The 15,590-nt window shown below is 30.2% G+C and carries 11 protein-coding genes; 6 read left to right on the top strand and 5 right to left on the bottom strand.

What is annotated here, in order from left to right; all coding sequences use genetic code 11:
* Nucleotides 1–56: 56 nt before the first annotated feature.
* Nucleotides 57–893, bottom strand: coding sequence for a ZIP family metal transporter (locus ACYPV9_RS02840; RefSeq protein ID WP_299062314.1), 837 nt, complete (start codon nucleotides 891–893; stop codon nucleotides 57–59).
* Nucleotides 890–1,546, bottom strand: coding sequence for a metal-dependent transcriptional regulator (locus tag ACYPV9_RS02835; protein WP_459741533.1), 657 nt, complete (start codon nucleotides 1,544–1,546; stop codon nucleotides 890–892). Before ACYPV9_RS02835 ends, ACYPV9_RS02840 begins: the two co-directional genes overlap by 4 nt.
* Before the next feature lie 106 nt (nucleotides 1,547–1,652).
* On the opposite strand from ACYPV9_RS02835, the gene ACYPV9_RS02830 reads away from it, so the two are divergent.
* Both ACYPV9_RS02830 and ACYPV9_RS02825 read left to right on the top strand, forming a co-directional pair.
* Nucleotides 1,653–3,896, top strand: a complete 2,244-nt coding sequence (locus tag ACYPV9_RS02830; protein WP_459741532.1) for a TonB-dependent receptor — start codon at nucleotides 1,653–1,655, stop codon at nucleotides 3,894–3,896.
* A 5-nt stretch (nucleotides 3,897–3,901) separates the two neighbouring features.
* Nucleotides 3,902–4,375: a thioredoxin family protein gene (locus ACYPV9_RS02825; protein ID WP_459741531.1), complete on the top strand. Its 474-nt coding sequence runs from the start codon at nucleotides 3,902–3,904 to the stop codon at nucleotides 4,373–4,375.
* Here the strand turns inward: ACYPV9_RS02825 and ACYPV9_RS02820 are convergent.
* Complete coding sequence (locus ACYPV9_RS02820; RefSeq protein WP_459741530.1) at nucleotides 4,372–4,911, bottom strand: hypothetical protein; 540 nt, start codon at nucleotides 4,909–4,911, stop codon at nucleotides 4,372–4,374. The genes ACYPV9_RS02825 and ACYPV9_RS02820 overlap by 4 nt on opposite strands.
* A 122-nt stretch (nucleotides 4,912–5,033) precedes the next feature.
* Between ACYPV9_RS02820 and mfd the strand changes: the two genes are divergently transcribed.
* The 4 genes from mfd (at nucleotide 5,034) to ACYPV9_RS02800 (ending at nucleotide 13,280) form a co-directional block, all read left to right on the top strand.
* Nucleotides 5,034–8,363 (top strand): transcription-repair coupling factor, encoded by a 3,330-nt coding sequence (gene mfd, locus ACYPV9_RS02815; protein ID WP_459741529.1) that lies wholly within the window; start codon nucleotides 5,034–5,036, stop codon nucleotides 8,361–8,363.
* Nucleotides 8,363–9,220 carry a DMT family transporter gene (locus ACYPV9_RS02810; RefSeq protein ID WP_459741528.1) on the top strand — a complete coding sequence of 286 codons (858 nt, stop codon included), beginning with the start codon at nucleotides 8,363–8,365 and terminating at the stop codon, nucleotides 9,218–9,220. Before mfd ends, ACYPV9_RS02810 begins: the two co-directional genes overlap by 1 nt.
* Nucleotides 9,221–9,483: 263 nt before the next feature.
* On the top strand, nucleotides 9,484–11,895 hold the full coding sequence (locus ACYPV9_RS02805; protein WP_459741527.1) for a TonB-dependent receptor: 2,412 nt from the start codon (nucleotides 9,484–9,486) through the stop codon (nucleotides 11,893–11,895).
* Between the two features lie 20 nt (nucleotides 11,896–11,915).
* A complete protein-coding gene (locus tag ACYPV9_RS02800; protein WP_459741526.1) occupies nucleotides 11,916–13,280 on the top strand; it encodes a hypothetical protein in 1,365 nt (454 codons plus the stop codon).
* Nucleotides 13,281–13,333: 53 nt separating this feature from the next.
* Here ACYPV9_RS02800 and ACYPV9_RS02795 read toward each other — a convergent pair whose 3' ends face one another.
* Nucleotides 13,334–14,401 (bottom strand): hypothetical protein, encoded by a 1,068-nt coding sequence (locus tag ACYPV9_RS02795; protein WP_079737475.1) that lies wholly within the window; start codon nucleotides 14,399–14,401, stop codon nucleotides 13,334–13,336.
* A gap of 34 nt (nucleotides 14,402–14,435) precedes the next feature.
* Entirely contained in the window at nucleotides 14,436–15,536 is a 1,101-nt protein-coding gene (gene dprA, locus ACYPV9_RS02790) for a DNA-processing protein DprA (RefSeq protein WP_079737476.1), read from the bottom strand.
* Nucleotides 15,537–15,590: the final 54 nt, after the last annotated feature.

The raw sequence follows: 15,590 nt of genomic DNA, 5'->3' as shown, positions 1-15,590 counted from the left end.
ACAAAAAGCCAAACAGAAACTGTTTGGCTTTTTGTATTATATTTTTGATAAACGTTTTAACCTAAGCCAACATCTAAAGACATCATTACTATAAAACCACCTATAAAACCAAGTGTAGCAATATCTGTATATTTATCTCTTTGTGTTTCTGGTATTACTTCTTCTACTACAACAAAAATCATTGCTCCTGCGGCAAATGCTAATGCATACGGTAATATTGGTGTAAAAAAAGAAACAGCTAAAGCACCTAAAACGGCAGCTATCGGCTCTACAATTGCAGACATTTGCCCGTACCAAAAACTTTTTAATCTACTTACTCCTTGTCTTCTTAATGGCATTGCTACAGCAAAACCCTCTGGAAAATTCTGAATACCAATACCTATTGCTAGCGAAATTGCGGCAATAATCATTTCTGTTTGCTCTACACCAACTAACGTAGATGCAGCACCAAAAAGCACACCAACCGCTAAACCTTCTGGTATATTATGTAAAGTAATTGCCAACACCAATAAAGTAGTTTTATGCCATTCTGTTTTTACACCTTCAGCTTCATTTTCTTTAAAATTGATGTGTAAATGCGGTAGAATTTTATCCATTCCGAATAAAGACAAGGCTCCTAAGCCAAAACCAACTGCAGCTGGTAAGACTTTTACAAAACCTTCTCCCGGACTGTTATCTATAGCAGGTGCTAATAAACTCCAAAAACTTGCAGCAACCATAACACCACCTGTAAACCCTAACATACCATCTAAAACCGCTCTATTTGCTTTCTTAAAAAAGAAAACTAACGCAGCCCCTGCAGCAGTTAAACCCCAAGTAAATAATGATGCGTAGAGCGCTGCTAAAATTGGATTCTCTTTACCAAATTCTACTAATTGATCAAATGTACTCATGCTTTTTTTATATATAAATTGTTTGCTATTTTATTAGAAATATTAAGTTTTCTATCTTCTATTAATATCGATAAAGAATCATCGAAATCTTCTTTATCTAGAATGGTAATTTTCTTTCCTAAAGTAATTCCCTTTTTATCTAAAAACTGCAAAAATTCTGATGAGGAATCATCAACACCAACACAAATTCCACTTTCGTTTTTAGACAACGTTGCTAATAAACTTTTTTCTATCGTTTTTAAGTTACCATCTCTATCTGGTATTGGGTCTCCATGAGGATCGTGTGTAGGAAACCCCAAAAAACTATCTAGTTGATCTATTAGTTTAGCCGATTTTATATGCTCTAATTGTTCTGCTACATCATGTACTTCATCCCAAGAAAAATTTAATTTCTGGACTAAGAAAACCTCCCACAATCTATGTTTTCTAACCACATTTGCTGCAATTGTTTTTCCTAATTCGGTTAATGTAACCCCTTTGTATTTCTTGTAAAGAACTACTTCTTTTTCAGATAGTTTTTTTACCATATCTGTAACAGAAGAGGCTTTTGTGTCTAGTTTTTCTGCAATAGCATTTGTGCTAATACCTTTGCTAGCATCTAATTCTAAATGATAAATTGCTTTCAAATAATTTTCTTCAGAAAGGGTAAACATTCATTTTTATTTAGACAACAAATATATACTTTTTATTTTTATCAAAATATATTTTTAGTCAAGTCTAAAAATTAAGTTATATTTGTCGAAAATTATATTTACAATAATGAAATTATTTGCAAATTTTTGCTTGTTATTTATTTTAGGTGCGTTTGCTTCACATGCACAATTAATTTCTATTAAAGGTAAAATCACCTCTAACGGAAAACCATTACCTTTTGTTAATGTATATTTAAAAAACACAAAAATTGGAACGTCTTCTAATGAAAATGGCTTTTTTGAATTACAAAACATCGAAAATGGTATTTACACAATTGTAGCAAGCAGTGTTGGTTTTAAATCAAAATCTGCAAAAATAAATGTAAAAGATTCATCTACAATTATTCAAAATTTTGATTTAAACGAGAACAACGATTTGGATGAAATTGTAGTTTCTGGTACTTTAAGACCTGTATCAAAATCAAACAGCCCAGTTCCTGTAGAAGTATACAGCAAAACTTTTTTCAAAAAAAACCCAACACCTTCTATTTTCGAGTCACTTCAAAATGTTAATGGTGTAAGACCACAACTAAATTGTAATGTTTGTAATACTGGTGATATTCACATTAATGGTTTAGAAGGACCTTATACCTTTGTTTTAATAGACGGAATGCCAATTGTAAGTGGATTATCGACTGTTTATGGTTTAACCGGAATTCCGCAAGCATTAATAGAACGAGTAGAAGTTGTTAAAGGACCTGCATCTACATTATATGGTTCTGAAGCCGTTGGAGGAATCATAAATATTATCACAAAAAAAACAACTAATGCCCCTGTTGTTTCTACTGATGTCTTAGGAAGTTCTTGGGGAGAAATTAATACAGATATTGGTGTAAAATATAATATTTCTAAGAAAAAAACGGGTCTTTTAGGTGTAAACTACTTTAACTATCAAAATAGAATTGATAATAACAATGATGGTTTTACAGATTTAACACTTCAAAATAGAATTTCTATTTTCAACAAAATTAATATTGAAAGAGAAAGTAAAAAGCTGTTTACAATTGCCGGTAGATTTGTATACGAAGATCGTTGGGGAGGCGAATTAGATTGGGAAAAAGAATTTAGAGGAACAGACGTTAAATACGGCGAAAGTATTTACACAAATAGATGGGAAACTTTTGGTACTTATCAATTGCCAACATCCGAAGATATAAGTTTTCAATTTAGTGCAAATGGTCATTATCAGAATTCTTTTTACGGTACAGACAGTTATAATGCAGAGCAATTAATTGGTTTCGGGCAATTTATCTACAATAAAAAAATTGCAAAAAAACACGATTTCTTATTTGGTTTAGCTTACAGATATACTTACTACGAAGACAATACTTTTGCAACTTTAGAAAACAATGGCATTACCAATAAACCATCTGTAACGCATTTACCTGGTGCATTTATACAAGATGAAATTACCTTAAATTCTCAAAACAAATTATTATTAGGCGCTAGATGGGATTACAATAGTTTACACGGAAACATTATATCGCCAAGAATAAATTATAAATGGAATTCTAAAGATAATGCTAACATTTTTAGAGCAAGTATTGGTAACGGATTTAGAGTTGCTAATGTTTTTACAGAAGATCATGCGGCTTTAACGGGTGCAAGAGAAGTAGAATTCGATGGAGAATTAAATCCTGAAACTTCATGGAACGCAAACGTAAATTTTGTAAAAAAAATAAATACAAACAATGTATTTATTACTTTAGATGCTAGCGCTTTTTATACCTACTTTGATAATAGAATTCTACCAGATTACGAAACTGATCCTAATAAAATTATCTATGCAAATCTAGAAGGACATTCGGTTTCTAAAGGAGTTTCTTTAAATACAGATTTTACATTTACAAACGGTTTAACCATTAATGCCGGTGCAACTCTTATGGATGTTTCTATTACCGAAAACCACATTATAAAAAGGCAGTTATTAACAGAATCTTTTAGTGGTGTTTGGTCTATTTCTTATCGATTTAACAATAATTACACTTTAGATTATACGGGTAATGTTTATGGGCCAATGCGATTGCCCTTGTTAGGAGAAAATGATACAAGAGATTCCAATTCACCTTGGTTTAGTATTCAAAATATTCAGCTAACAAAAAAGTTTTCATCTAATTGGGAAACTTATGGCGGAATTAAAAACCTATTAAACTTTACACCAGCGGCAAATAGTATTAATAATGCTCGCAATCCTTTTGACAAAGGAATAGACACAGAACAAAATCCAGAATTAGCATTCGACCCAAGTTATGTTTATGCTTCAAACCAAGGTATAAGATTATTTTTAGGTGTTAGATACACACTCTTTTAAAACATATGAAAAAATATATTTTACTTTTAATTTTCTTCGGATGTGTTTCTAGCTTTGCTCAAGAAAAAGAAACACTTTTACAAACGTTCACTTTTGAAGAAGTAGAAAAAAAAATGAAGCAAACACCTAAACCAATTATCGTATTTAACTATACAGATTGGTGTAAAATTTGTTTCGGAATGAAACAAACTACTTTTAAAAATAGCGAAGTTATTACTTTGCTTAACAAGCATTTCTATTTTATTCTACTAAACGGAGAAGAGAAGAAAGAAATACTTTTCTTAGGAAAAAACTTTAAGTTCTTGCCTTCTGGTTCGAATACCGGCGTTCACGAATTAACAAAAGCACTTGCAACAGTGCATAAAAAAATCGCATACCCAACTACCACTATTTTAAATTCAGAATTTGAAATTGATGCGCAATTAGTTGGATTTTATAACTCAAAAAAAATTAGAAAAGTTTTAGAAAAACTACTTTAATCGTTCCAAATTCTTGGATTTAAAGATCTATAACCAAAACTATACACCAAACCTACAGATGGATATAAATGAGATTTTTGACTTTCGAATTTAGATTCAGAAAACTTATACATCAATTGAAAGTTTAAGCCATATTTCTGATTAAACCAAAATGTAGAACCTGCACCAAAATTAGCCGTTGGTGTCGTTCTTATTGCACTTATAAAACTTCCTCCTACTAAAATATAAGGTACAACTTTATCATTAGAAGTGCCAAAATCATATCTTAACGTTGCGTCAAAGGTTGTATAACTTTGATGATCTGCTATAGAAGTTGCAATAGCTGCATCAGCAATTAATCCCTTATAAATATATTTAGAAACATTAAACCTTGGTGTTTGATGCGCTAATTGACCGCCGACAACCTTAGCAGCTTCAAAAGAATATTTAGCACCTGCAATACTTATTCCTGCTGCCCAAGGTTGCTTTTCTGTTTGAGCATTTATGTTAATAGTTAATGCAAACAATAAAACTATAATTACTGTTATATTTTTCATATATCGAGGTAGTTAATGTAATTTTCATATCATTATTAACAAATATATCTCAAAGTTTAAGAAAACAAAATAGATAATGGGTTTTTATTAATATACGCACTACATTTGCAAAAACTTTTACTTTGAGCAAGCAGAATATTGTAAATCAATTTCAAACATCTGCGAGTGTATCGCAGATTGTAGCACAATTAAAACAAGAAAAAAACCATTTTCAAATATCGAATTTGGTTGGTTCTTCGTTGTCTTTTGTGATATCAGAAACTTTTAAAAAAGCAGACAAACCTTATCTTTTAATTTTTAATGACAAAGAAGAGGCGGCCTATTATTTAAATGATTTAGAACAACTTTTAGGAGATAAAAACGTACTTTTTTATCCTGGTTCTTACAGAAGACCTTATCAAATAGAAGAAACAGACAATGCCAATGTTTTATTACGTTCTGAGGTTTTAAATAGAATTAATTCTCGTAAAAAACCTGCTGTAATTGTTACATATCCTACTGCCCTTTTTGAAAAAGTAGTCACAAAAAAAGAATTAGACAAAAACACATTAAAAGTAACTATTGGCGAAAACTTATCTTTAGATTTTGTAAACGAAGTTTTATTTGAATATAAGTTTAAACGGGTAGATTTTGTTACAGAACCTGGTGATTTTTCTGTGAGAGGTGGTATAATAGATGTTTTCTCTTTTTCTAATGATGAACCTTACAGAATAGAGTTTTTTGGTGATGAAATAGACAGTATAAGATCTTTTGACGTAGAAACTCAACTTTCGAAAGAAAAGCTTAAAAAAGTTTCTATAATGCCAAATGTAGAAAATAAAACACTGCAAGAAAACAGAGAAAGTTTCTTAAAATACATTGCTGCCAAAACAGTAATATTTACAAAAAATATAAATTTACTTTCTGGCAACTTAGACAAGTTTTTTACTAAAGCAGAAGATGCTTTTAATGATTTATCAAAAGAAATAAACCATGCAAAACCATCGGAATTATTTTGTGACGGTAACTATATAAAAAATCAGTTACAAGACTTTACTTTGGTAGATTTTGGTAATCAAAATAAAGAAGAGGCTGCTATAAAATTTAACACAATTCCGCAGCCATCATTTAACAAACAGTTTCATTTATTAATCGATAATTTAGAAGAATATCATAAAGCAGATTTTACCAATTATATTTTTTGTGCTAACGAACAACAAGCAAAACGTTTTCATGATATTTTTAATGATTCTGATAAAAAAGTGCATTACGAGACAATCGTCTTTCCTCTATACCAAGGTTTTGTTGATGTAGATAATAAATTAGTTTGTTATACAGATCATCAGATTTTTGAGCGTTATCATAAATTTAGATTAAAGAATGGTTATGCTAAAAAACAAGCCATCACACTTCAAGAATTAAACAAATTAGAAATTGGTGATTATGTGACACACATGGATCATGGAATTGGAAAATTTGGTGGTTTACAAAAAATTGATGTTCAAGGAAAAAAACAAGAAGCAATTAAACTTATTTATGGCGAAAGAGACATATTGTATGTAAGTATTCACTCGCTGCACAAAATCTCTAAGTTTAATGGTAAAGATGGTAAAGCACCAAAAATATATAAATTAGGTTCTGGAGCTTGGAAAAAAATTAAGCAAAAAACGAAAGCTAGAGTTAAACACGTTGCCTTTAATTTAATTCAACTTTACGCTAAAAGGAAACTTCAAAAAGGATTTGCTTTCGGCCCAGACACACACATTCAGCATGAGTTAGAAGGTAGCTTTATGTATGAAGATACACCAGACCAATTTACTGCGACACAAGATGTAAAAAGTGACATGGAAAAAGAACAACCAATGGACAGATTGGTTTGTGGTGATGTTGGTTTTGGTAAAACAGAAGTTGCAGTAAGAGCCGCTTTTAAAGCAGTAGATAATGGTAAACAAGTTGCAATTTTAGTACCAACTACAATTTTAGCATTTCAGCATTACAAAACGTTTTCAGAAAGACTAAAAGATTTTCCTGTAAGAATAGATTATTTAAATAGATTTAGAACCGCAAAACAAAAAACAACAGCTATTAATGGCGTTAATGATGGTTCTGTAGATATTATTATTGGCACGCATCAATTAACAAACCAAAGAATTAAATTTAAAAATTTAGGTCTTTTAATTATTGATGAAGAACAAAAATTTGGAGTAGCTGTAAAAGATAAATTAAAAACATTAAAAGAGAATGTAGATACCTTAACCTTAACCGCAACACCAATACCAAGAACTCTACAATTTAGTTTAATGGCAGCTAGAGATTTATCTGTAATAAAAACACCACCACCAAACAGACATCCCATAGAAAGTAATGTTATTCGTTTTTCTGAAGAAACAATTCGAGATGCAATTTCTTACGAAGTTTCTCGAGGCGGACAAGTTTTCTTTATACATAATAGAATTGAAAACATAAAAGAGGTTGCAGGTTTACTACAAAGACTTGTTCCTTCTGCTAAAATTGCTGTTGGTCATGGTCAAATGGAAGGTAAAAAACTAGAACAATTAATGCTTGGTTTTATGGCTGGAGATTTTGATGTTTTAGTCTCTACAACTATTATAGAAAGTGGTTTAGATGTGCCAAATGCAAACACAATTTTTATAAATAATGCCAATAACTTCGGATTGTCTGATTTACACCAAATGCGTGGTAGAGTTGGTAGATCTAATAAAAAAGCGTTCTGTTACTTTATTACGCCACCTTACCATATGATGACAGATGATGCCAGAAAACGTATAGAGGCGTTGGTTTTATTTTCTGATTTAGGAAGCGGAATTAACATTGCCATGAAAGATTTAGAAATTCGTGGTGCAGGAGATTTATTAGGTGGTGAACAAAGTGGTTTTATTAATGATATCGGGTTTGACACCTATCAGAAAATACTACAAGAAGCCATTGAAGAATTAAAAGAGAATGAGTTTAAAGAATTGTATCCTACAGACAACTCTAAACCTAAAGAATATGTAAAAGAAGTTGCTATTGATACTGATTTCGAAATATTATTTCCAGACGATTATATAAATTCTATAACAGAAAGATTAGCACTTTATAATAAGTTGGGGAATTTAGAAACAGAAGAAGAACTACAAATTTTTGAATCTGAAATAATTGATAGATTCGGAGAAATACCAACGCAAGTAGAAGACTTATTAGATTCTGTAAGAATTAAATGGTTGGCAAAAGAACTTGGCCTAGAAAAAATCATTTTAAAACAAAAAAGAATGATTGGATACTTTGTTTCGAATCAGCAAAGTGATTTTTACCAAACAGAAGCATTTTCTAGAATGCTAAAATACGTGCAGCAAAATAGTAAAAGCTGTGTAATGAAAGAAAAGGAAACTAAAAATGGCTTGCGCTTACTTATTACGTTTATTAGAATAGATACAGTTAAAACAGCATTAAATATTTTACAGAAAATATAATGCAAAATCAACACTCTAAAAACCTATCGGTTTTACTATTTGCTACTTTATTTGTAAGCACTTCTGGTGTTTTAGGTAAATACATAGCTTTAAGCGCAGAAACTATTATACTTTGTCGTGCTTTTTTAGCAGCAATTATTATTTATACTTTTTGTAAAATTAAAAAAGTAGATCTTACAATTAAATCCTTAAAAGATAAAAAAGCATTTATTATTATTGGCTTTTTTATGGGGGCACATTGGGTAACGTATTTTTATGCGTTAAAACTTTCTAATGTTGCTATTGGTATGTTATCGATGTATACATTTCCTGTAATTACAGCTTTTCTAGAACCTATTTTTACAAAAAGCAAACTTAATATAAGTCATGTTTTGTTAGCTGTATTGGTTTTGATAGGTGTTTTTATTTTGGTGCCAGAGTTCTCTTTAGAAAATACTCAATTACAAGGTATTCTTTTTGGTATACTATCTGCCTTTTGTTACTCTTTAAGAAATTTGTTACTAAAAAAACATGTTACAAACTATAACGGAAGTATGCTTATGTTTTATCAAATGGTGGTAGTTACCATTTTATTAATACCTGTACTTTTTATTGGAGACTTTACAAATGTTTTAGACCAATTGCCTTTATTAATTTTAGTTGCAGTATTAACTACTGCAATTGGACACACAATGATGGTTAATTCATTAAAAAACTTTTCTGTAGCAACAGCGAGTATTATAAGTAGTATTCAGCCAATTTTTGGAATTATAATTGCCTATATATTTGTGAACGAAATACCGCAGTTTAACACTTTTATTGGTGGAAGTTTAATTTTATTGACTGTAATTATAGAAAGTATAAGAAGTAAAAAATAAATGTTTAAATTTTTCCTTTTTGATTGATTTTAGAATAAAATTCCAAATTTCATCAAATTTTAACACCTAAAATCCACGTTTTTTACAACCTCACTATATAGAATCATTAAAAATAACATCATTTTATTTAGAATCATTAAAAATAAACTGCATTAAATTGTCATAATTTTTGAGTTTACACTTAAAAATTATTTTTTCTACAAATCAACTAAATTTATTTAGACTAATTATAAATAAAAGTATATTTGTGAAAAAAAACGACAATGCTTTTCTTTAGAACGCTACTATTTTTCTTTTTAACAACTGTAACTTTTAGTCAGAATGGAGATTTTTATGGGAAAATTAAATTTAATAATAACGAGCCAGCAATTGGTGCTTATGTAGTTGTTAAAGGAGCTAATTTCTATAAAGAATTAAGTACAGATATTAACGGAGACTTTTATATAAAAAGTGTTCCATATGGCACATATTCTTTTAAGGTACACTCTTTAAATTCTTCACCAAAAACCATCAACGCTACCTTAAATTCGAAAAAGAAACCCCTTAATATTACATTAGATTTTAAAGACAATGCATTAGATGAAATAAAAATCACCTCAAAAACAGAAGAAACCAAAAAAGAAACTCAAGGTTTTGCTGTAAATGTGATAAAAACCAAAGAAGCTAGTTTAAGAAATATTCAAACTAACGAATTACTAAACACAACTGTTGGTGTTAAAATAAGGCAAAATGGAGGTTTGGGTTCTGATGTTAATTACAGTTTAAATGGTTTATCTGGTAACGCTGTAAGAATCTTTATAGACGGAATACCAAGTTCTATGTATGGATCTTCTTTTAATCTAAACAGTATTCCTGCTTCAATGATTAAAAATATTGAAGTTTATAAAGGTGTAGTTCCGGGGCATTTAGCAGATGATGCTTTAGGAGGAGCGATTAATATTATTCTTAATGATGATGCTAAAACTAACTTAAATGCTTCTGTTTCTTACGGATCATTCAATACAATACAAACGAATATTAACGGTTTGTATCGTTTTAAAGAATCTGGTTTTACAGTAAAAGCATCACTTTTTCATAATTATTCAGATAATGATTATAAGGTTTCTGGTAGAAGTATTGTTACCACGGGTTTAGGAGGTGTACAAACGCCAATTACTGCTAGAAGATTTAATGATGCTTATCGATCTACAGGTGGTATGGCACAAATTGGTTTAACCAATGTTAAGTGGGCAGATCAATTTTTTGTTGGCGTTACCGGTTCTGATGATTATAAAGAAGTACAACATGGTGCTTTTATGACTATTACTCCTTATAAAGATCGATTTTTAGAATCTGATGCTTTAGTTGCCAACTTAATTTATCAAAAGAAAAACTTTATCACCAGAGGTTTAGATTTAAACATTAACGGATTGTATGGAAACAGAAATCGTGTTGTTTATGATACTGTTGCTGCTGCTTATAGTTGGAATGGAGAAAGAGCTATCGATTTTAGAGGTGATGAATATGACTATACTTGGGGTTCTCAACAAGAAGGTGGTCCAACATTAGCTACCATTAAAAGAAAAGTAGCATCTATAAGAACAGGATTATCTTATGCTATTAACCATAATCATAAGGTTTTAGCAAATCACATCTATAGCGGAACAGATAGAACAGATAGTGATGTATTACTTTCTTTATTAGAAAACACATTTACAGGAACCAGAAATCTTTACAAAAACATTTATTCTTTAACGTATGAGTTAACTGCTTTTGACAATAAATTAAAAGCAAATATTTTCGGAAAACATTATCAACAAGAAACGGTTAGTATAGATCCAGAAATAGTAACAAATTCTAACGGAATTAATGAAATAGTTGATGAAATTATTAGTAGTAATAAAAAAAATAACGGATATGGATTTGCGCTTTCTTATGAGCTTTCTCCTAAAACTACATTATTAGCTTCCGCAGAAAAAGCAGTTCGTTTACCTGATGAAACAGAAGTTTTTGGTAATGATGGAGACAATGTTGTTGCAAATCCAACTATTAATCCAGAGCAAAGTAACAACTATAATCTAGGTTTTAGATTTGGTACTTTTAATATCAACAATCATAATTTTACTATTTCTACAAACTTATTTACAAGAAATATTAAAGACAGAATTGGCTTACCTATAGAAACTTCTTTTAATGTAGATGATGAATTAATAGTCTATGTAAACCAAGGTAGCGGAACATCTAAAGGATTTGATGCACAATTAAATTATAACTACAATAACAATTTCGGATTAAACTTTAATATATCTCGTTTCGATTTAAAAATTAAAAATAACGGAGTAGAAATAGACGTACCAAACACTCCTTTCTTTACAATGAATGGTAGTTTACGTTATTCTTTTAAAGACTTATTTCAACAAAAATCTCAATTAAACCTTTTTTACTCAATCTATTTTACTGATGAATTTTCTTACCTAGCCCCACAAGGTTCAAACACCGTTGGTAATGATTTTTTCGAAGTTCCTACGCAATTATCACAAGATTTAGGACTTAGTTATGCATTTCCAAACAAAAAGTTGGTAGCTAGTTTTGATGTAAAAAACATTTTTGACAAACCCGTATACGATAATTTATCCGTACAAAAACCAGGTAGAGCTTTTTACCTGAAATTAAATTACACAATTAATAATTTTTAACCATTCAAAACAGAAATAAAATGAAACTTAATTTTTTAAATCTAAAATCTTTAGCAATACTTACTCTTGGTATTGGTTTAATGACTGCTTGTAGCGATGAGGATATTACTAACCCAATAGAACCTGTAGATCCTATTTCTGAATCTAGATGGATTACAATTGCCGGAGCTAAAATGGGAGATAATCCTGGTGATGGTAACGGAGGAACTTTAATATATTCTGTAAGTAGTGAAGATGCAAAAGACCCAACTGTATCTATCAATCCTTTCGAAAACGGATTTATTGTCCCTTCTAACAGAACCGCTAGATTACAAGCCTCTGAAGATGGTAACACAATTTTTAATATTTCTTATGCTGGTGATACTGGTGGAAATTATACGAAATATACCGTAGAAGGCGGCCAAAACTTTGTACAAACTGGTACAGAGATTAGTATTGCTCCTTATGTGGGTACTGCTCCAAGATGGATAAAATTATTTGACGGAGATCAAACAGGTGCAGCAGTTTACGTTTCTACAGAACACCAAATTGATAATAATGATACACCAGATGATGTGTCTGATGATGTTTACACACGCACAGAAGCAACAATTGGTGTAGTTACTTTAGATTTAGTAAACTCTGCAATTAACAACTTTCAAGAACATGTTGTTGCTTTAAGCGCAGAAGAAGAAGCTGCAGGTTATTATATTTCTAGAATAGATATGCCTACTTTAAATACTGCAGGAAACAAATTATACATTGGCGCGCGTTTAAGCAAAGTAAACCCAGCAACTGTAGAAAGCGATAACGGTTACGAAATTTTAGGTTCTAAAACAATTGTATTAGATTATCCTTCTTTATTAAACCCAACCGTTATTACGTCTAGTGTTGGTCATGGAAACACAAACGGATACAGAAGTATTAATGCTTTTGAATATAATGGAAGTGTTTATCAAGCAAACCAAAGTGATCCAGAAGGTTCTCATATTTTAAAAATTAATGCAAATAATGAATATGACAATTCTTATGATTTTAATTTGGATGAAGCATTAGGTGTGCAAGGTGCTTACGTACTTGCTTGGAGACCTGCTATAAATGGTAAAGCTGTATTAGCTTATCGTCATGAAGGTTCTGCTGATGGTGTTGCAGGTGCTCAAGGATTTTTTGCTTTAATTGATTTAAATGCTAAAACTGCAGTTAAAATTGATGCAATTCCGTATGATCCAGATTTTTACTTATTCCAATACCAAGGTTTTGCTGTAGATGGTAATGAAATTTACTTAACGCAAGCTCCTGTTGGACAAAATGGAAACATTTATGTTGTAGATACAGAAACTGGATCAGTAACAAAAGGTGCTGAATTAGTAAACGCAGAAGGAAGTCACTTTATTGGTGCTTGGTAAACTGCAAATAAAAATAATAAAAAAGGCGTAAACTTTGGTTTACGCCTTTTTTATTAAAACAATTCTTTATTACTAATATCTAAATAATTACGCTTTACGAAAGCTAAAATAGTTTCTAAAATTTCTCCCATATTTTCGCAATCTTTAAACTTTACATCACCAACATATTTAATTAAATGCTCTTTTAAAAGCTCTACATTTTCTGGATACGAAATAGAATCTGCTTTCATACATTTAATTAATCTTGCAGTTCTTCTTGGTGCAGTAATCATTCTCTTTGCCATAAAAGAACGTTCTTCTAATTTATACTGCCTAATAGAATCGTTTTGTAATTTTTTACTAACCATTTCTACCATCTTAAAATTCTCTTTCATGAATTGTAAGTTGTATACTTTTAAGTTTCCTTCAAAAGATTGCTGATCAAAATCTATAGCTCTAAACTTATATATAATATGGTCAAAATCATGAGTTGGTGTAATCACGTAATTATATGAACGCATATCACCTAAAAGACGCACCAAACATCTTTCTTTAAATTTTACAAACTCTTTTGCAATTTGTGCTTTTTGAGATTCTGTACATTTTGGTAAAAAATCTCTAATAAAATCATCTCCCGGAATTCCGGCAATATGTTCTTCAATTAAAGTATCTCCAAAAACTAGAAAATTCATATTATGTGGAGATAAAATATGCTCTAACTCTAAACCATAAATACGAGATGCATCTGCTTTTTTTACATAGAAATAAGAAAAGTTGTCATTTAAAATATTACGAATTTTAATTCTAAAAGGTTTCGAATTCCCAAACGTACAATAATCGATAGCATCTACATTTAAAAAAGGAATTGTGTCATCATTACCATCTGAATGTAACATTGTATATACCTTTTTTAAACTTCTATCTATTTCTTCTCTATCAAATTGAGAATAGTAAGTTCTTACCCAAAGTGTATCTTCGTCATTTTTATCATAAACCGTTACAGAACCTTGAAAACGTAATAAATCGTCGTAAAAAATAGAAATTTTAATGTTTCTATTGTAATTTTTAAGATACGCGTTAAACATTTCGTTTACTGGAAATGTGGGTTTCTTTTTGGACATCAATTTTTTCTCTACCGCCATCTTTACTATTGATTTTCCTCAAAAATAAGAATATTTAACTCAATTCGAACATCTTTCCGGGTAAAGGTTTTGTAACACCTTTTAATTCTAACTGCAATAATATAGACGACAATTGATATGTTGGTATATTGCATTCTAATGCAATTACATCTAATAGTTGTTGTCCTTTAGCATGTAATAAATCGTATATTTTTTGTTCATTTTCATCTAACTCTACAAATAATTGTTTCTGTATTGTTTTGGGTTTTTCTTGAATATCCCAATTTAAAATTTTCACAATATCTTCTGCAGAGTTTAACAAAAAAGCATTGTTACTTTTAATTAAATGGTTACAACCTTTACTATACAAATCTGTAGTTCTACCAGGTACAGCAAAAACATCTTTATTATAAGAATTAGCAATATCTGCAGTCACTAAAGAACCTCCTTTTGCTGCAGATTCTATAATTATAGTTGCTTTAGAAATACCCGCAACAATTCTATTTCTTTTTAAAAAATTTTCTCTTAACGGTGCTTCGTCATGCCAAAACTCAGTTAAAAAACCACCTTTTTTATTTACATCATTTATATACTTTTTATGTACTTTCGGATAAATTTGATCAAACCCATGCGCTAAAACCGCAATGGTTTGCAGGTTATTTTCTATTGCTGCTTTGTGCGCACAAATATCTACACCATAAGCAAAACCACTAACTATTACAGGATTGTAAGTAGCCAAATCTTTTATCAAGGTATTACAAAAGTCTCTACCATAAGAACTCATATTTCTTGTACCAACAATAGAAATCATTTTTTTATTAGAAAAATCGATGGCACCGTCTTTAAAAAGTAGAATTGGTGAATCGATACAATGTTGAAGGTTCTCTGGATAATCTTCATCCAAAAAATAAGAATATTTTATGTTATTTTTTTTGATGTATTGTAGTTCTTCTAATGCTTTTTCTAAGTTTTCTTTATCAAAAAGATGGTTTAGTACATTTTTACCAATTCCGTTTATTTTAGCTAAATTTTGTGGTTTCTCCTTAAAAATTTGAGAGACATCTCCCACATTTACAATTAGTTTCTTAGCTAAAATATCGCCCACAGCTTTACTTTTTTGCAATCTTAAGATTGCAAGCAATTTTTCTTCTTTCAATAGTTAACAATTTGACAACCAATATATAAAAAAATTGTTGATAATTTTTACAGA

It is taken from the genome of Polaribacter sp. OB-PA-B3, from assembly GCF_054589375.1.
The sequence above is the reverse complement of the archived record's forward strand: the minus strand, read 5'-3'. Positions and strand labels throughout refer to the sequence as shown.